The sequence below is a fragment of the Kitasatospora sp. NPDC127035 genome (assembly GCF_042726075.1).
Lineage (GTDB): Bacteria > Actinomycetota > Actinomycetes > Streptomycetales > Streptomycetaceae > Kitasatospora.
Genome location: NZ_JBHXDN010000010.1, coordinates 1 through 16,578, shown reverse-complemented (window position 1 = coordinate 16,578; position 16,578 = coordinate 1). Strand labels below are relative to the sequence as shown.

The following is a 16,578-nucleotide window of genomic DNA, read 5'->3' as shown; positions in this document are numbered from 1 at the left end:
GAGGCTGACGTCACGGTGACCCTGTTCGTCCCCGACGCGATCGTGACCGGCACGGTCATCACCCTCGACACGTGGGAGCAACTGCTGCTCAGGCCGCCTGCGCAACGTTCGTCGGCGAGCAGGGTGAGCTCGCGCGGCAGGTCGCCGCGCACACGATCGCGAACCGGCTGCCGGAGTGGGGACTGCGCGGGGTCGCGGTGGACTGCACGACGGCTTCCAGCTGGGCGGCCGCCGCCGCGTTCAGGAGCGGGATCACCTCGTCCCACCGTCCGGCCTCGGCGTCGCCGAGCCGACAGTCGGTCATCCCCACCACCGGGGTCGCCCGCTGGGGCGGGGTGAGTCCGAGAACGCGGGCGATGCGGACGAAGTGCTTGTTGTGCCAGCGGTAGCAGCTGCTCACCTCCTTCACACCGCGCTGGCGGGCGACGCCGTGCGCAGCGTGGTGCGGAAGCGCCTGCAGGTTGTCCCGGTCGTTGGTGCTCCCGGCCCCCGTTCGCCGGCTGCGCTTGCCCGTTCCCGGATCCGGCTGCCGCCCGTTTGCGGGAAGGCACAGGGGGTCCGTCCGTTCTCCGGTCGTGCCGGCTCCGTGTCCGGGCCCGCCCCGCGTCCGCCACGCTACTGGCCGGACGGTCGTGCCGTCCGGCGCCACGAGGGGTGTCGGGCGGGCCGGTTCAGCGCAGTACCTCCAGCTCCGGCCAGTGGTCGCCGGGCCGGTCGAGGAAGCCGGTGGGCCGCCCTGTCAGGTACCGCGCGAAGAAGGCGGCGACGGCGGTGCGCTGGGCGGCCAGGGAGCGCCGGGGGTCGACGGTGCCGATGAGTCCGGCTGTGTCGGGGACCGGCAGGCGGCGGACGAGCTGGGGCAGGAGGACCTGGAGGTCGGTGTACGAGCCGTGGGCGGCGTTTCGCAGCCGCAGAGCGTGCCGGGGGCCGGTGGACGCCGCCCAGCAGGAGGCCCAGCTCGGTTCGGTGCGCAGGGTCTTCGTACCGGAGGCCATCAGCAGGAAGGGCTTGGCGAGGCCGCTGTCGGCGACGGGTCCGAGGAGGGCGCCGTCGAGGTCGGCCGCCGCGCGGACGCGGGGCTCGTCGTGGGCGAGCTGGGCGGCGACGGAGCCGCCGAGGGACTGCCCGAGCACGCCGGTCCTGGCCGGGTCGGCAGCTTTGGCGAGCCCGTCCGGGAGCGGGTCGGTGCCGGTGTCGGGGCGGTCCCCGCAGGCGAGTCGGTCGAGTGCGCCGAGGACGAAGCGGGCGTCGGCGAGGCGGGCCCGGGAGTGCCCGGCGAGAAGGGCGGCGATGACCTCCGGGGTGAGGTCGTCGGGGAGCGGGAGGGCGCGTTCGACCCGGCCGCCGGGGAACTCGACCTGTTCGGCCTCGTACGTGGAGTCGAGGGCGACGACGAGGTGGCCGCGGCTCGCCAGCTCCTCGACCAGGGTGGTGCCGAGGGCGCGCGAGCCGCCGTCGCCGGAGGAGACCAGCACCACGGGCAGCCGGCCGGCACGGCGGGCGACGGGCGCGCCGGTGCGGGCGTGGGTCCTGATCCCCCGCCAGTCGGCGGCGCCGGCGGGGACACCGAGGGCCGGTGCGGAGTGCGCGTCCCAGTCGGCCGCCGCGGCCGGGGGCAGCCAGGGGGCTGTCGGGTGGCTTGCCCCGGGTTCCGCCGGGTACCAGAGGCCGGCCATGAGCTCCCGGTAGGGCTTGGCGGGGAGGAAGGGATCGGGGCGGCTGTCGTCGACCAGGTGCAGCGCGACGGTGCCGACGGGCCAGGGCCCGGTGGGCGCGGGCAGCCGCAGCGGGACGGGGGTGCCGGGGGCGTGCGCGGGGCCGTGTCCCCCGGCCGGGGCGGCGGGGCGGTTTCCCGGGGCGGGGGCGGCGGCCACGGTGGCGAGCACGGCGGCGCCGAGCGTGCCGAGCAGGGCGCGGCGGGTCGGGGGCATGGGCAGGCTCCTCGGGCGGGTACGGCTGCGGGGTCGCCACCATGGTTTCGCCGCCGAGGGTGCGGGGCGCCCTGCCGGGGGACGATCCCGTTGGTGGGCGCGGGTCGCCCCAGGGCGCGACCGCTCCTCCGCGCGGAGGAGACCCCGGTGGCCCGGGGTCTCCCCGGTCTCCGCCGGTGGGCGGACGCCTTCGCGGGCGCGGGGGCCCTACCGTGGGGCTCCGGCGAGGACGCCGGACGACGCGGACGCGAGGACGGACACGATGACCGGGACCGGCGCGGTACGGACGGGCCCGCCGGGCGCCCTCGCCCGGCTGCCGGGGCGGGTGCCGCCCCTGGTGGCGGACGCCGCGCTCGCGGCGGCCCTGTTCCTGGTGACGCTCGGGCCGGGGCGGGTGGCGGACGGTACGGGCTTCGCGCTGCAGACCGCTCTGGTGCTGCCGTTGGTGTGGCGGCGGCGGGCGCCCCGGTCCGCGTTCGGCGTGATCGCCGCCGCGGCGCTCGTGCAGTGGCTGCTGGGTGTTCAGCTGCCGGCCGACGCGGCGTTGCTGGTCGCCCTCGGGACGGTGACCGCGCGGGCGCCGCACCGGTCGGCCTGGGCGGCGGGTCTGGTGGCGGTGGCCGGGGCGGTGCTGGCGGCGGCGCGCTGGGCGCCCGAGGGCCGGTTCCTCGCCTCGGCCGCCGCGATGACGGCGGCGGTCGCCGCGAGCGCGCTGCTCGGGGCGAACGCCCGGATCCGGCGGGCCGCGCGGGCGGAGCGGCTGGCTCGGCTGGAACGGGACCGCGACGAGCGGGAGCGTCGGGCGGTGGAGGAGGAACGCGCCCGGATCGCGCGGGAGTTGCACGACAGCGTGACGCACGGCCTGTCGGTGGTGGTGGCGCTGGCGGACGCGCTCGGGCACGCGCGGCCGGCCGACTCCTCCGCCGTGACGGCCCGGATCGCGGAGACCGGGCGGCAGGCGCTGACCGACATGCGGCGGGCGCTGGGCCTGCTCCAGGACGCCGGTACCGACGCGGGGGCCAGGGACGACCGGCGGTCGCCACCGGGGATCGCGCAGCTCGGGGCGCTGTGCGAGCGGATGGAGGCGGCGGGCCTCGTGACCCGGCTGCGGGTGGACGGCGAGGCCGCCGGGGTGCCGGCCGCGGCGCAGCTGACAGTGCACCGGCTCGTCCAGGAGTCGCTGACCAACACGCTGCGCCACGCGCCGGAGGGGGCGCGCGCCGAGGTGCGGGTGTCCTGCGCGCCGGGGACGGTCACGGTCGAGGTGACCGACGACGGGCGGGCCGGAGGGACCGGGCGGCCGGGATCCGCCGGGTCCGGGCGGGGTCTCACGGGGATGCGGGAGCGCGCCGCGGCCTTCGGCGGGGTGCTGGAGGCGGGCCCGCGGCCGGGCGACGGCTGGCGGGTCTTCGTACGGCTTGATCCCGGGGACGCGCCGTGAGCGTGCGGGTGCTGCTGGTGGACGACGAGGAACTGCTGCGGCTGGCGTTCGGCATGATCCTGCGCGCCGAGCCGGACATGGAGCCGGTCGGGGAGGCGGCCGATGGGGCGGCGGCGGTGGAGCTGGCGCGGCGGCTGCGGCCGGACGTGGTGCTGATGGACGTGCGGATGCCGGGCACCGACGGCATCGAGGCGACCCGGCGGCTGCTGCGCGAGGTGCCCGGGACGCGGGTGTTGGTGCTCACGACCTTCGACCTGGACGCCTACGCCTTCGAGGCGCTGCGTGCCGGGGCCTCCGGCTTCCTGCTGAAGAACATCCGGCCGGAGGAGCTGCTGGGGGCGATCCGCGACGTGGCCCGGGGGGACGCCGTGGTCTCCCCCCAGGTGACCCGGCGGCTGCTGGACCGCTTCGCGCACCGCCTCCCCGCCGCCGGGGACGACGGCGGCGGGGGCGACGCGAAGCGGCTGCGCGTGCTGACCGCGCGCGAGCGGGAGGTCCTGCTGGGGGTCGCCCGCGGCCTGACCAACACGGAACTCGCCGCCGCCCTCGGCCTCGCGGAGCCCACGGTGAAGAAGCATCTCGGCCGGGTCATGGCCAAGCTGGGTCTGCGGGACCGGGTGCAGGCGGTGATCTTCGCGTACGAGTGCGGGCTGGTCGGGCCGGGGTAGGCGCGGCCGGTCCGTGGGCGGGGGCTGCGTCCGGGTGTCCGCCCGTGTTCCGCGGTGCCTCGGGGGTCCGCCCGCGGACGCCTGCGGTTCCGGTGGTGCTGTTCCCGGTGGCCGGTGTCGCGTTCCTGGTGCGGATGCCGTGGGGCAGGTCCGGTGGGCATCCTCTTCGCCGCGGCGGGTGGGGGTGCTGCGCAGCGCCCGGGGGTCCCGGCTGGCGGCCCGGCTTCCCGCGCCCCGCCGCCGCGCTGCCCCGCTCCACCGGTGCCGCCGCAGGCGACACCCCCAGCCCCCTCGCTGAGGTGCCGCCAGGCCCCGGCCGCTCCCGTGCTTGGAGCCGGAGGTCGAGGACGGCGGTCTCGCAGGACTCCTCCCGTCCGACCTGACCGGCTTCCACGACGGGGCGAGCGCTCTGGCCCGGTTCTACAGCGCGGTCCAGCCGCACGCCCGCCCGTTCCGGCCGACCCCGCAGGCCAGGTCGATCCTGATCTCGTCCGGGCGGAACGGCATCCAGTCGATGCCGAGGTCGCGCAGTCAATCCGCCGTCAGCCGCGCCGGCTTCGGGCAGCGGGGGAGGCTCTCGTAGGAGAAGAGGGTGGCCCACTCGTCCGTCTGATCGGTCATGCCGCCCATCATGCCGCGAACCCGCTTCGGGGTGCCCGGCCAAGAAGCCGACGTGGTCTTTTCGGTCAGATCCTGTGCTCAGGACGGGGGATTCAGGACACCGTTCGTGCTCGCCCCTCCCCGTCGGGCGGGGTTTCGCATGCTGGACGGGTGCCCCGGTCCCGATCGGGCGGGGGTCTTTCCGCAGCTGTACACACGGAGGTGGACGGATGAGGTCGGGGATTCGTACGTGGGCGCGCGGGGCGGGCGTCGCCCTGCTGGCGGTCGCGGCGGCGGCGCCGGTGGCGGGCGCGACGCCCGCCGACACGTCGGCGCAGCCGGGGATGATCGACATCGCTGACCTGCCGCCGGACTCGCTGCCCTGGATGGGCGGGGCGTACGACGAGCCCGGGTGGAACATCACGGGCCCCTGTTTCTGGCAGTACAACACCAACGACATCCCGGTGGAGAGCGTCTGGAGCGCCGGGTTCAACACCTCGGAGACGGCCTCGGTCTACGAGCACGCCGTCGTCCTGCCGACCGAGGCCGAGGCGGTCGCCCTGGCCTGGTCGGTCCGGCAGCACTACGAGGGCTGTGTCGACCGTACGCGCGCCGGAAACACGGGTGACATCGTGACCGGGTACGACCACGGGTCGATCGCGGTCGAGGAGGGGGCGACCGCGGGCGGCGTGCACATCGCCTATGTCCCCTACTGGCAGGGCTACCGCAACTACCTCTACGGCGTGGGCCGGGACGGCAATACCGTGGTCCTCGTCGAGTGGGAGAGCAACTGGACCCAGCCCGACGTCCCCGCCTTCAAGGAGACGGTGAAGGCGGCGGTGAACAAGCTGTACTGATCGGGCCGTCGCCTGCCGGCCCGCGTCGGCCGGACCTGCGCCGGGCTGTCTCCTGGCCGGGGCTGCGCCGTGGTTCGGCTGGCCGGGCCGTCGTTGAGGTTGCTGTGCCGCCGTCTGGGCCGGGTTGCGGCCTCGCTGCGTCGCCGGCCTGACCGGCTCGTGGAGGCCCGGCTGCTGTGCTCCGGCGGCCCGGCTCGGCCCGCTCGGCGTCCGTCCTGCTTCGGTCTGGGTGTGCGCGGCAATCACCCGGGCCGCCCGGTCCTGGCCGCCGCCGGGCCGGCCGTCCCTGGTGGCCGTGCCCGCCGTGCTGCGCCCCCGTCCCGGGCTGTCGGGCGCCGCTGTCCTGGCTGGGTGGCTGTCAGGCCGCCCTGGAGGACGTCCAGGCGCCGCCCTGGACGGCCGGTGGGGCTTGGGCGGCGGGGTCGGCCAGTTCGCCGTGCAGCTCGCTGTGGCCGAAGGCGCACGGATCACCGTCGTCGCTTCCGAGGACGAGCCCTGGCAGCACCTGCCCGCCCTCGGGGCCGAGGTCGTCCACGACATCGACAGCCTGGACAACGGGATGTTCGACGTCGTCCTCGAATCCGTCGGAGGGCGGCTCGGCTCCGCCGCACTGCGGAAGCTGGCACCCGGCGGCCTCTTCCTCTGGTTCGGTCAGGCGTCCTCCCAGCCCCTGACCCTCGACTTCTTCGCCCTGTTCGACGGAGGGCGGCAACTCACCCTCCACCACTTCGTCTATCTCGCTGCCGACGACCACCAGGACGCCCGGGACCTGGCCGCCCTGCTCGACCCCGGCTGGCACCCGGCCCGGGGCTACCGCACGGTCGGCCCGGCCTGCGGCCATCCCGGGCGCCCATGCCAACGGTGTCGATCCTCGGCCGGCGCCGCACGCAGGGTCATCGCCTCGGCAACACCGGTATCCGCTCGGGCCGCGATCGCGGTGATCAGCTCGCCGATCCGCCGATCCGCCCGTCGTCGCCCGTGTGGACCACTTCGACGTCGGCCTTGCCGATCAGCCGCTGCACGGGCACGGGCGTGCGCGATGCCGTCCGCGCTATCCATCACCCGAACGGGAAGGACAGTGAGGCGGACGCATGACGTCGGGCCGCGACCGCGCTCACGTCAGACCGGACCGGGATCACCGGCGCCGAGATGCCGACGTGCCACCGCCACCGTCGCTATGCGGCCTGCGGCGGCGTCCGGGCGATGGACGGCCGGCAGAACCGAGGCCCGCCGGGGTGGCTTGACTGATAGACCCGCATGTTCATGTGTCGCCTCTTCGCCGCGAAGCCGGTGTGGGGTTCGCGCAGAGAGCTCAGCGCGAACCCGGCGGATCACTGGCTGGCACGGACATCGCGCGAAGACGCTCGACTCTGCCCGAAGGTACCAAGGCGGCTCCTGCTGTCAGGGGAGTTCGGGCACTCCTCGGCGAAGCCCTGCGAGACGGGCTGCCACACGCCGTGGTCCGTCTGGGCCGGCTCAGCCCGGAAGAGTACGAGGAGGAGTACTGCACCGGCCAGGCGATGGCCGAACCAGTGACCGTCGAACCGCCCGCACCCGCCCTGACCAGCTCATCAACCCCTCCCGCGCAGCGGGGGAGGCTCAGCTACCGTTCTGTTCGACCGGGCGCCGAAGCAGACCCGTCGGGCTGCGCTGCGTGAGCAGGGCCTGGTGCCACGCCCGCTGCCGCAGGTCCGCATCGTGCGCCGCCTGCACGTGCCCCGAGTACCACGTCTACAAGATGACGGGCGCTCTCGCCCGCCGAGCCGTCCGGAACGTCGGAACCGTCCCCTGTCGAGTGGGGGGCTGCGGACACTGATTTGGCGGTGCCCGACGGCCACCCCCGGGCGGGCGCGGAGGAGCGGCCGGGCGGCATCAGCCGCCCGGCCGCTTTGGGTGTGCTGTCGGGTACGGCCTACCGGTGCGGGTTGGCCGTAGGTGCGGGGTGGGTCGACCGGCTGGTCTTGGCCGTGTCGATGTGTAGCCCGTGGTTCAGCGCCGCGCGGCAGCCCGCCGGGATGGTGACGGTCTGCGAGGCGGTGTCCTGGTGGGTGGACCCGTAGCCGTTCGGCCAGGCCTTCCAGGAGCCGCCGTGGCTGGCCTGGTTCGGGTCGGCGTCGAGTACAGCGGGTGTTGCCGTCCAGGGCAGGGCTGCGCCGCTCTCGAAGCCGGCGTTGCCGATCAGCTTTGCCGAGGGGCAGGGGGCAGTACCGCGCCGACGTTGACGGCGCTCCAGGCGGCGGCGACGGCGGTGTACTCGCCGGAGTCGGCGCCGTACAGGTCCTCGGCCGCGTGCAGGGTCGCGGTCCGGGCGGCGGCGTAGTCGGTGGTGGAGGTCATGTAGGCGGTCAGTGCCAGGTACCAGATGGCGGTGGCCTTGTCCCGGCCGATTCCGGTGAGCGTGGAGTGGTCGAAGGTGGGGCTGTCGTACGCGACGCCGTTGACGGTCTTGGGGCCGCTGCCCTCGGAGAGCAGGTAGAAGAAGTGGTTGGCGACGCCGGAGGAGAAGTGGACGTTGATGCCGCCGATGCCCCGGCGCCAGTAGTCGGCGGAGCGGCCGTCCTTGGACGGCTTGTCCATGTAGCGCAGCGGGGTGCCGTTCCCGCGGAGGTCGAGCTCCTCGCCGATCAGGTAGTCGGGGGTGTCGGCGGGCAGGTTGGCGTAGAACTCCACCATGGTTGCGAGGATGTCGCTGGTTGCCTCGTTCAGGCCGCCGGACTCGCCCGAGTAGTTGAGGTTGGCGGTCGCGGCGGTGACGCCGTGGGTCATCTCGTGGCCTGCGACGTCGAGGGAGGTCAGCGGGTGGGTGTTGCCGTCGCCGTCGCCGAAGGTCATGCAGAAGCAGTCGTCGTCCCAGAACGCGTTGGCGTACCCGTTGCCGTGGTGGACCCGGCTGGACGCGCCGACCCCGTCGCCGCGGATGCCCTCCCTGCCGAAGGTGTTCTTGTAGAAGTCCCAGGTCGCCGCGACGCCGAAGTGGGCGTCCACGGCGGCGGACTCGCGGTTGGACGGCAGGCCGTCGCCCCAGGTGTCGGTCGCCCTGGCGAAGGGGGACCCGTCGCTGGGGGCGCCGTTGTGCATGTCGGTGGTGTAGGTCCCGCCGCGCGTTCCGTCCTTGAGCTGGTATCCGGAGTCGGTCGGTGTGGTGCCGATCGGGACTTCGCCGACGTGGACGCCGTGGCCCGTGCCGGTCTGCAGACCCTCGAAGGTCCGGATCACCTCGCCCTCGGCGGCGTCGGTGATCACGTGGAGCTTGCTCGGGCCGCCGTCGTCGCCCGTCCGTTCGATCACGGTCTCCCATGCCACGCGCGGGGCGCCGTCGGCCGCCCAGACGACGAGCCGGGGCGGCCGGGTGACCGCTGCCCCGGGCTGGGTGTCGAGCGAGGTGGCCTGGGCCCGTGCGGCGCTCAGTGCGGGGGAGGGGTCGAGGCCCGCCAGGGGTGCGTCGGACGCGCGGTCGACACCGCGCAGGGTTCCGTCCGGGGCCTGGTGCGCCACCAGATCGCCGCCCAGGACGGGGAGCCCGGAGTAGGTCCGTTCGTAGCGCAGGTGCCGGCCGCCGTCCGGGGAGAGAACGGCGTCCTTGGCGACGAGCTTCTCCTGGGGAGCGAGCCCGAGGTATCGGGCGATGGTTGCGCCCTGTCGGTCGGCCGCGGCCAGCGCGGAGCTTCGGCCGGAGACGAGCGCCGGCGTCGGGGAGGGGGGCGCCGCCTGCGCGGTGACTGCCGGGGCGCCGGTCACCAGCAGGGCGGTGGTGACGGCGAGTGCGGCGAGACTGTGGATGGAGGTCTTGCGCTTCACGAGCGCTCCTTTGCCTGCCGACCGCGTGTGCGGTCGGGCGTGGGTCCGCGTCGCAGGGTGCGGCGTGGCGGGCATCCGGCCGGTGATGCGTCAGGTGGGACGCGGGGCACGGCTGCTGCGGCTCTGGACGGTGCAGGGGGCGGCATGCAGAGCAGAACAGTCATGAGTCATGGACATGACATAAATGACGCGACAGGTCACCTTGGCGGCGGTGGCAAGGGTCCGATGTCGAAGCTGCACGCAGCACCGGCGCCCCCGGAGCGGGTACCGGGGGGCGGTGTTGGAATAGTAGCCATCAAGTTCGGGAATTTGTTGGAACGTGAGCTCTTGTTGAGCGGGATGGGTGGAATCCAGCCATCTGTCAGCCGCGTCCGAGGGCCTGACCGGCGTACGTCCCACGGGCCGGCGAAGCGGGCCGGACGGGTGTGCCGCGGACCGAGGCCGATCACATCATCCCGAGGAGCTCTGCTTCCGCTGCCGTGAGGTGGCGATCTACGCCGTCGAAACAGGCCGCTACGACCCCAGCCTTCCGCTCGAAGTGGGAGGTGACGATCGGGATGCCGTCCCGTGGCGTTGCGCATTCGTTGCCGCGAGGGTGTCTCCCCTGTCCTTCCGTCGCCCTGATCCGGCCGGGCCCGCGCGGCGCCGCTGCGCCGTCTCCGTCGGGACGGTGGTGAAGCCTCCGCGTGCGACTCGTGGTGTTGACGGGACAGGTATGACATAGCGAATTGATGACGGGTCTAGTCCCTTTATGGATGTCACCTTCCGTTCACAGGACCGAACTGAGCGTGTAACACGTGCGGGACACCGTTCCGGGCATGCGAGTCATAGTCATCGGTGCAGGCGTTCTGGGAACCATGCACGCCTGGCACGCGATCAAGCGCGGTCATCGGGTGGTCCACATCGAGCGCGAGGCCGAGGCCCGGGGTGCCTCGGTCCGCAACTTCGGCCTCATCTGGGTCAGCGGCAGGGCCGAGGGTGAGGAACTGGCGGTCGCCCAGCGCGCCAGGCAGCTCTGGGGGGAGATCGGCGCGGAGGTCCCGGAGCTGGGCTTCCGGGCGAACGGTTCGCTCACCCTGGTGCGGACCGAGGCGGAGCTGGCGGTCGCCGAGGAGGCGATCTGGGGTGTCGGGGCCGCGGCCCGCGGGTTCACCCTGCTGGATCCCGCCGGGGCACGGGCATTGAACCCGGCCCTGCGCGGGGAGTTCCTCGCGGCCCTGCACTGCGCGCGGGACGGCGCGGTGGAACCGCGCACCGCCCAGCTCGCGCTTCGCGCGGTCCTGCGGGCCAGCGGCCGGTACAGCTTCCTGCCGGGACGGGAGGTGCGCGAGCTGGTCGGCGCGAGAGCGGTGCGCGACGACCACGGCGAGGTGCACTACGGCGACGCGGTCGTCCTGTGCACCGGAGCCCACCTCGGCGGCCTGGTGCGCGAACTCGTCCCCGACCTGCCGGTCCGCCGGGTCAGGCTGCAGATGATGCAGACGGACCCGCTGGGGGAGCAGCTCACCACCTCGGTCGCGGACGGGGACAGCTTTCGCTACTACCCGGGCTACGGCGGCCCGGCGCTGGACGCCCTCGACCTCGGGCAGCCCCAGCACCCGACCGCCGCCCGGCACCGGATGCAACTGCTGATGGTCCAGCGACGCGACGGCGGGCTGACCATCGGTGACACGCACGCCTACGACCAGCCGTTCGACTTCGACGTCGTCGAGGACTCCTACGCCTACCTCACCGGCCTCGTCGAGTCCGTCCTGGGCCGCGCACTGCCGCCGATCCGGCGGCGCTGGGCAGGCGTGTACGCGCAGTGCGCGGACACCGCCCGGGTCGTCCACCGCCAGCAGGTGCGCGACGGCGTCTGGCTGGTGACCGGACCCGGCGGCCGCGGCATGACCTGCTCACCGGCCATCGCCGAGACCACCGCCGACCTGCTCGGCCTCTGACGCAGGCCCTGCCCCGCCCGCCGATCCCGCCCGCGGCTCCCGAAAGACGCCGCCATGGACAGGAATAATTGTCATGCGCGACTCATGCCGGCCCGTCCGCCCCTCCGCCCTCACCACAACTCCCTCGCGCACCACCCGGGACCGCATCCCGGCAGCCCCCGACCGGCGGTACATCACCGACCCGCCCGACATCCGGCCCGGCTGGAATCCCTACACACGGATTGGAAACACCGCACTCGTGGCCACTCGAACACCCCCGCGGTCGCCGGACCGGTCCGCCGCACCCCCTCCCGACCCCCGGCCGCACAGCCGGTCCGGCATCGACTTCCAGGAGATCACGGTCGCCTACCACGGCGCCGTGGTCCTGGACCGCTTCACGCTCTCCGTCGCCCCCGGCGAGGTGGTGGCACTGCTCGGCCCCAGCGGCTCCGGCAAGACCACCGCTCTGCGGACCGTCGCCGGCTTCACCACGCCAGCGGCCGGCCGGGTGTACATCGGCGGACGCGACGTCACGGCCCTGCCGCCGTACGAGCGCGGCATCGGCATGGTGGTGCAGCAGTACGCGCTCTTCCCGCACATGCGGGTCGACCAGAACGTCGCCTTCGGCCTGAAGGCCCGCAAGGTCACCCGGCGGGACATCCCGGGCCGCGTGTCCGAGGCGCTGGAACTGACCGGCATGGCCTCCCTCGCCGCGCGCTACCCGCGCGAGCTGTCCGGTGGCCAGCAGCAGCGGGTGGCCATCGCCCGGGCGCTCGCGATCCGCCCGGACGTGCTCCTGCTCGACGAACCGCTGTCCGCGCTCGACGCCCGGCTCCGCTCCGACATGCTGACCGAACTCGCGCGCCTGCACCGTGAACTGCCCGACCTCAGCGTGCTGTACGTGACGCACGACCAGATCGAGGCACTGACCCTGGCGGACCGCATCGCGGTCATGAAGGACGCCAGACTGGTGGACTGCGGCACCCCGCAGCAGCTCTACCGCCGCCCCGGCGACACCTTCACCGCCTCGTTCGTCGGCGACGCCAACCTGCTGCCGGTGACCGTCGAGGCGGGCGGCGGCCCGCACGACACGCCGGTCCGCCTGGACGGCACGCCGCTGCGCGCCACCGCACCGACCCCGCTGCCGACCGGCAGCACGGCCACCCTGTGCATCCGTCCGCACCTGCTGCGGATCGTCCGCGCGACCGACGCCGCCAATCTGCTCCGCGGAACCGTCGCCCACGTGCAGTGGCGCGGGGCGACCCACCGGCTGCTGGTCGACCTCCCGGTCGGCCGGCGGATCACCGCCGACCTCACCGAACCTCAGGTCCCCGTCGGCCCCGGCGACCCCGTCACGCTCGGCTTCGACACCGAGGACGCGATTCTGCTGCGCGCGCTGCCGGACGGTGCCGACCGCGTCCCAGCCCCGGGGGGCGCCGATGGCTAGCGCGGCGCTCGGCGCGATGCCCACCCGACCGCGCCGCACCCGGGTTCTTCGCCCAGGGGTGTGGATCCTCCCGCCCCTGGCCGCTCTGGGCTTCGCCTTCCTCTACCCGCTGGCGCTCGTCGCCCTGCAGTCCTTCTCACCGGACGACGGCGGTCACTCGGTGGAACCCTGGCGGGAGGTCCTGGCCTCGGCCGCCTTCCGCAACGCGCTGTGGAACACGGTCTGGATCGCCTCGGGCGCGACCGCGGGCTGCGTCGTACTCGGGTTCTTCCTGGCCCTGGTGATCGCCTTCGTTCCGTTCCCCGGGGCGCGCGCGCTCGGCCGCTTCATCGACACCTTCCTCGCGTTCCCGTCGTTCCTGATCGCGCTGGCCCTGGTGTTCATCTACGGCTCCACAGGAATGGCCAACAGCCTCCTGACGGGCCTGACGGGCAGTCACGGCACCCCGATAGCCTTCCTCGCGACCCCGTGGGGTGTCCTGCTCGCCGAGGTCACCTACTTCACGCCCTTCGTGATGCGACCGCTGCTCGCGGCGTTCTCCCAGGTGGAGACCGCCCAGATCGAGACCGCGTCCTCGTTGGGTGCCCGTCCGTGGCGGATCGTGCACCAGGTGATCCTGCCCGAGGCCCTGCCCTCGCTCGCGGCGGGCGGGAGCCTGGCCCTGGTGATGTGCCTCAACGAGTTCGGGATCGTCCTGTTCACCGGTGCCAAGGGCGTCACGACACTGCCGACACTCGTCTACAGCCGGGCCATCCTGCAGTCCGACTACCCGGCGGCCTGTGTCATCGCGATGGTCAACGTCCTGCTGTCGGTGGCGCTCTACGGCGTCTACCGGCTCTGCCTACGGGGCCGGCACAGGAGGGGCGGCAGCCGTGCTGGTGCATAGCCGGGCCGCCCGCGCCCTGGCCTGCGGCGCCTTCCTCCTCCTGGCCGTGCCGCTGTTCGCCCTGCCCTTCCTCACGGTCCTGACCGCCTCCTTCGCCCAGGGATGGAGCGGGGTCCTGCCGTCCGCCTTCACCACCGCGCACTACGCGGCCGCGGCGCACGGGGAATCCCGGGACGCGCTGTTCACCAGCCTCGCCACCGCCACGATCGCCAGTGCGGCGGCGCTGACGGTCGGCAGCTGGGCGGCACTGGCGGCCCGCAACGCGGGCCCGCGCCTGCGCCGGCTGACGGACGGCCTGTTCATGCTGCCGCTCGCGGTGCCCTCCGTGGTGGTGGGCCTCGGCCTGCTGGTCGCTTTCAGCCGCCCGCCGGTGCTGCTCAACGGCACCAGCACCATCGTCATCCTGGCCCACACCGTCCAGGTCACCGCCTTCGCCTACCAGTCCGTCGCGGCCGCCGCGACGCGGCTGCACCCGGCCCTCGAACAGGCCGCCACCGGGCTCGGCGCCCGGCCCGCCCGGGTGCTGTGGCGGATCACCGTCCCGCTCCTGCTGCCCTCGCTGAACGCCGCGCTCGGCCTCTGCTTCGCCCTCTCGATGGGCGAGCTCAGCGTCACGATGATGCTGTACCCGCCGGGCTGGCTCCCACTGCCGGTACGGATCTTCGCCGCCACCGACCGGGGCGCGGTCTTCACGGGCGCCGCCCTCGCCGTGGTCCTCCTCGCCAGCACGCTCGTGGTGCTGATCGGCTGCTCCCGGCTCCGGACGAGGGCCCTGTACCGCTGACGTCCTGTCCAGCTCGCCGCCCGGCCCCCTTCCCCGCTCCACCCGGCCCCTCTCCCCGCTCCGCCCGGCCCCCTTCCCCGCTCCGCCCTGCTCCCTCTTCCCCTGCTCCGACCCGTCGCGGCCCCGCGCCGCCGCATACCCCAAGGAGTCACGACCCATGAAGGAACTGCGCAGAACAACCCTCGCAGCCACGGTGGTGATGGCCCTCGCCGGATCACTGGCCGCGTGCGCCGGCAGCGGCCCGTCCGCCGGTCAGGGCTCCACGGTGGTCACGCTCTACAGCGCGGACGGCCTCAAGTCCGAAGACGGAAACGGCTTCTACGACAAGGTCTTCAAGGACTTCACCGCGAAGACCGGTGTCAGGGTCGAGTACGTCGAGGGCGGCTCGGGCGAGATCGTCCAGCGACTGCTGCGGGAGAAGTCCAACACCAAGGCGGACGTGATCGTCACGGTACCGCCGTTCATCCAGCAGGCCGTCGGCAAGGGCCTGATCACCCCCTACCGTCCGGCTGGGGCGGACGCCGTCCCCACGGCCGACAAGGACGCCGACGGCGCCTGGACCACCGTGGTCAACAACTACCTCTGCTTCATCCACAACACCAGGCGACTGCCCGAGCCCCCCGCGAGCTGGAACGACCTGCTGGACGCCGGGTTCCGCGGCAAGCTCCAGTACTCGACACCCGGCGTGGCGGGCGACGGAACCGCCGTGCTGATCAAGGCCATGCACGACTTCGGAGGCATCCAAGGAGCCGCCGACTTCCTGCGGAAGCTTCAGAAGAACAACGTGGGCCCCTCCAAGTCGACCGGCGCACTGGCCGCCAAGGTCGACAAGGGGGAACTGCTGGTCGCGAACGGCGACGTACAGATGAACTACGCCGGCATGAAGTCGATGCCGAACCAGGGAATCTTCTTCCTCGCAGGTCCCGGCGGGAAGCCCTCGACCTTCGCGCTGCCCTACGCGGGCGGCCTGGTGGAGTCGGCCCCGCACCCCGTCGCCGGCCGGATGCTACTCGACTTCCTGCTGACCGAGTCGGTGCAGGGGCAGGTGAGCGCGGTCGCCGGCGGCTTCCCGGCCCGCAGCGACGTTCCGGCGACCGGGGACGACGCCGCCAGGCTCGCCGCGCTGCTGAAGGGCGTCGACGTATTCGCGCCCGACTGGAAGGACATCGACGCCAACCTCAAGAGCTACACGGACGCCTGGAACCGGGCCACCGGGAGCTGATGCCCCCCGGGCGGTGGAACAGCGCTCGAAAGGGGCGGGGCCACACGGCCCCCCCTTCGCCCCCGTCCGAGCGGAGCCGGTACGCGGATCCGGCCGCTGACGGCGGCTGCGGCACGCCCTACTGCTGAATTTCTCAAGTTGCTCGTATAGAGCCTCTGTTGGGGTGAATCTGGTGCGGTAGGGGGTGGGGTGTGCGGGGGTTGTTGCGGGCCCGTGCCGCTGTGGGGGCGGACGAGGAGAGGGTGATCGCCAGGCTCGCCGGGGCACGGAAGGCGCCGGCGGATCTGGTGATGCGGGCGCGGATCGTCGCACTGAGCTGGTCCGGTCTGCGGGTGGCGGGGATCGCGGCGGAGCCGGGCTGTCATCCGAAGACGGTGCGGTGGTGGCTGCACCGCTTCAACGAGCTCGGCCCGGAGGGTCTGGAGGACCGCCCGATCACCGGTCGGCCGCGCCGGCTCACCGAGTTCGAGCGGTCGCGGATCATCGCGCTGGTCAAGCAGGCACCGCCCGGACGTCCGGTCCGGCAGGAGGACGGGGAACTCGCCCCTGCCGACGGGACGGGCCCGCCCGAATGGACGCTGGACGCGCTGGCGGCCGAGGCCGCGCGGCTGGGGATCGCGGTCGGGCGCTCCCAGGTGCGGCGAATCCTGCTCGCCGAGGGGGTGCGCTGGCGCCGCACCCGCTCGTGGACGCGCTCGAAGGATGTGGACTTCGAGGGAAAAGGACGCGGATCATCGGCCTGTACACCAGCCCGCCCGACGGCGCGACGGTCGTGTGCGCCGACGAGCTCGGACCGGTGATCCCGCGCACCTTCCCACCGGCACCGGGCTGGTCGCCGGACGGACACCGCATCAAGACGGAACTGGACTACTCCCGCGGACCGGAGAAGACCTGGGTCTACGGCGGACTGCGGATCGCGGACGGATAGGAGGTCACCATGACCGCCCGATCCCGCAACAGCGCCTTCTACCAGCAGTTCCTCCACATGCTCGAGGACACGAATCCCACGGGCGACATCTACGTGG

14 protein-coding genes and 1 pseudogene are annotated in these 16,578 nt (G+C 73.5%); 12 read left to right on the top strand and 3 right to left on the bottom strand.

What is annotated here, in order from left to right; all coding sequences use genetic code 11:
• Positions 1–88 precede the first annotated feature (88 nt).
• Positions 89–400, bottom strand: coding sequence for a hypothetical protein (locus ACFWIC_RS08775; RefSeq protein ID WP_380517116.1), 312 nt, complete (start codon positions 398–400; stop codon positions 89–91).
• A gap of 271 nt (positions 401–671) precedes the next feature.
• Positions 672–1,931 (bottom strand): alpha/beta hydrolase family protein, encoded by a 1,260-nt coding sequence (locus tag ACFWIC_RS08770; RefSeq protein WP_380517113.1) that lies wholly within the window; start codon positions 1,929–1,931, stop codon positions 672–674.
• Positions 1,932–2,193: 262 nt separating this feature from the next.
• Here ACFWIC_RS08770 and ACFWIC_RS08765 point away from each other — a divergent pair, with 262 nt between their 5' ends.
• The 5 genes and pseudogenes from ACFWIC_RS08765 to ACFWIC_RS08745 all read left to right on the top strand — a co-directional run bounded on the left by ACFWIC_RS08765 (position 2,194) and on the right by ACFWIC_RS08745 (position 6,592).
• Entirely contained in the window at positions 2,194–3,372 is a 1,179-nt protein-coding gene (locus ACFWIC_RS08765) for a sensor histidine kinase (RefSeq protein WP_380517110.1), read from the top strand.
• Entirely contained in the window at positions 3,369–4,040 is a 672-nt protein-coding gene (locus ACFWIC_RS08760) for a response regulator (RefSeq protein WP_380358460.1), read from the top strand. Before ACFWIC_RS08765 ends, ACFWIC_RS08760 begins: the two co-directional genes overlap by 4 nt.
• 830 nt (positions 4,041–4,870) lie before the next feature.
• A complete protein-coding gene (locus ACFWIC_RS08755) occupies positions 4,871–5,497 on the top strand; it encodes a hypothetical protein (protein WP_380517107.1) in 627 nt (208 codons plus the stop codon).
• Between the two features lie 229 nt (positions 5,498–5,726).
• Positions 5,727–6,164: pseudogene (locus tag ACFWIC_RS08750) on the top strand (zinc-binding dehydrogenase); the annotation flags it as partial.
• 194 nt (positions 6,165–6,358) lie between these two features.
• Positions 6,359–6,592, top strand: a complete 234-nt coding sequence (locus ACFWIC_RS08745) for a hypothetical protein (protein WP_380517104.1) — start codon at positions 6,359–6,361, stop codon at positions 6,590–6,592.
• Between the two features lie 1,083 nt (positions 6,593–7,675).
• On the opposite strand, the gene ACFWIC_RS08740 is transcribed toward ACFWIC_RS08745, so the two are convergent.
• Complete coding sequence (locus ACFWIC_RS08740; protein ID WP_380517101.1) at positions 7,676–9,370, bottom strand: M4 family metallopeptidase; 1,695 nt, start codon at positions 9,368–9,370, stop codon at positions 7,676–7,678.
• A gap of 743 nt (positions 9,371–10,113) precedes the next feature.
• On the opposite strand from ACFWIC_RS08740, the gene ACFWIC_RS08735 reads away from it, so the two are divergent.
• The 7 genes from ACFWIC_RS08735 to ACFWIC_RS08705 all read left to right on the top strand — a co-directional run bounded on the left by ACFWIC_RS08735 (position 10,114) and on the right by ACFWIC_RS08705 (position 16,481).
• Positions 10,114–11,235 (top strand): TIGR03364 family FAD-dependent oxidoreductase, encoded by a 1,122-nt coding sequence (locus tag ACFWIC_RS08735; protein ID WP_380517098.1) that lies wholly within the window; start codon positions 10,114–10,116, stop codon positions 11,233–11,235.
• Positions 11,236–11,308: 73 nt separating this feature from the next.
• Entirely contained in the window at positions 11,309–12,661 is a 1,353-nt protein-coding gene (locus tag ACFWIC_RS08730) for an ABC transporter ATP-binding protein (protein ID WP_380517095.1), read from the top strand.
• Complete coding sequence (locus tag ACFWIC_RS08725; RefSeq protein ID WP_380517092.1) at positions 12,654–13,547, top strand: 2-aminoethylphosphonate ABC transporter permease subunit; 894 nt, start codon at positions 12,654–12,656, stop codon at positions 13,545–13,547. The genes ACFWIC_RS08730 and ACFWIC_RS08725 overlap by 8 nt, the downstream gene beginning before the upstream one ends.
• A complete protein-coding gene (locus tag ACFWIC_RS08720) occupies positions 13,534–14,331 on the top strand; it encodes an ABC transporter permease (RefSeq protein WP_380363946.1) in 798 nt (265 codons plus the stop codon). The genes ACFWIC_RS08725 and ACFWIC_RS08720 overlap by 14 nt, the downstream gene beginning before the upstream one ends.
• 157 nt (positions 14,332–14,488) lie before the next feature.
• The gene (locus ACFWIC_RS08715) at positions 14,489–15,553 is read left to right on the top strand and encodes a 2-aminoethylphosphonate ABC transporter substrate-binding protein (protein ID WP_380517089.1); all 1,065 of its coding nucleotides are present in this window, start codon (positions 14,489–14,491) and stop codon (positions 15,551–15,553) included.
• Positions 15,554–15,795: 242 nt separating this feature from the next.
• Positions 15,796–16,353: a helix-turn-helix domain-containing protein gene (locus ACFWIC_RS08710; protein WP_380517086.1), complete on the top strand. Its 558-nt coding sequence runs from the start codon at positions 15,796–15,798 to the stop codon at positions 16,351–16,353.
• A complete protein-coding gene (locus ACFWIC_RS08705) occupies positions 16,350–16,481 on the top strand; it encodes a hypothetical protein (RefSeq protein ID WP_380517083.1) in 132 nt (43 codons plus the stop codon). The genes ACFWIC_RS08710 and ACFWIC_RS08705 overlap by 4 nt, the downstream gene beginning before the upstream one ends.
• Positions 16,482–16,578: the final 97 nt, after the last annotated feature.

Bases quoted from the DNA above. Each gene is read 5' to 3' on its own strand.
- ACFWIC_RS08725 (WP_380517092.1), top strand. From the start codon at position 12,654: ATGGCTAGCGCGGCGCTCGGCGCGATGCCCACCCGACCGCGCCGCACC.
- ACFWIC_RS08755 (WP_380517107.1), top strand. From the start codon at position 4,871: ATGAGGTCGGGGATTCGTACGTGGGCGCGCGGGGCGGGCGTCGCCCTG.
- ACFWIC_RS08735 (WP_380517098.1), top strand. From the start codon at position 10,114: ATGCGAGTCATAGTCATCGGTGCAGGCGTTCTGGGAACCATGCACGCC.
- ACFWIC_RS08715 (WP_380517089.1), top strand. From the start codon at position 14,489: ATGAAGGAACTGCGCAGAACAACCCTCGCAGCCACGGTGGTGATGGCC.
- ACFWIC_RS08740 (WP_380517101.1), bottom strand. From the start codon at position 9,370: ATGCCCGCCACGCCGCACCCTGCGACGCGGACCCACGCCCGACCGCAC.
- ACFWIC_RS08770 (WP_380517113.1), bottom strand. From the start codon at position 1,931: ATGCCCCCGACCCGCCGCGCCCTGCTCGGCACGCTCGGCGCCGCCGTG.
- ACFWIC_RS08765 (WP_380517110.1), top strand. From the start codon at position 2,194: ATGACCGGGACCGGCGCGGTACGGACGGGCCCGCCGGGCGCCCTCGCC.
- ACFWIC_RS08730 (WP_380517095.1), top strand. From the start codon at position 11,309: ATGCGCGACTCATGCCGGCCCGTCCGCCCCTCCGCCCTCACCACAACT.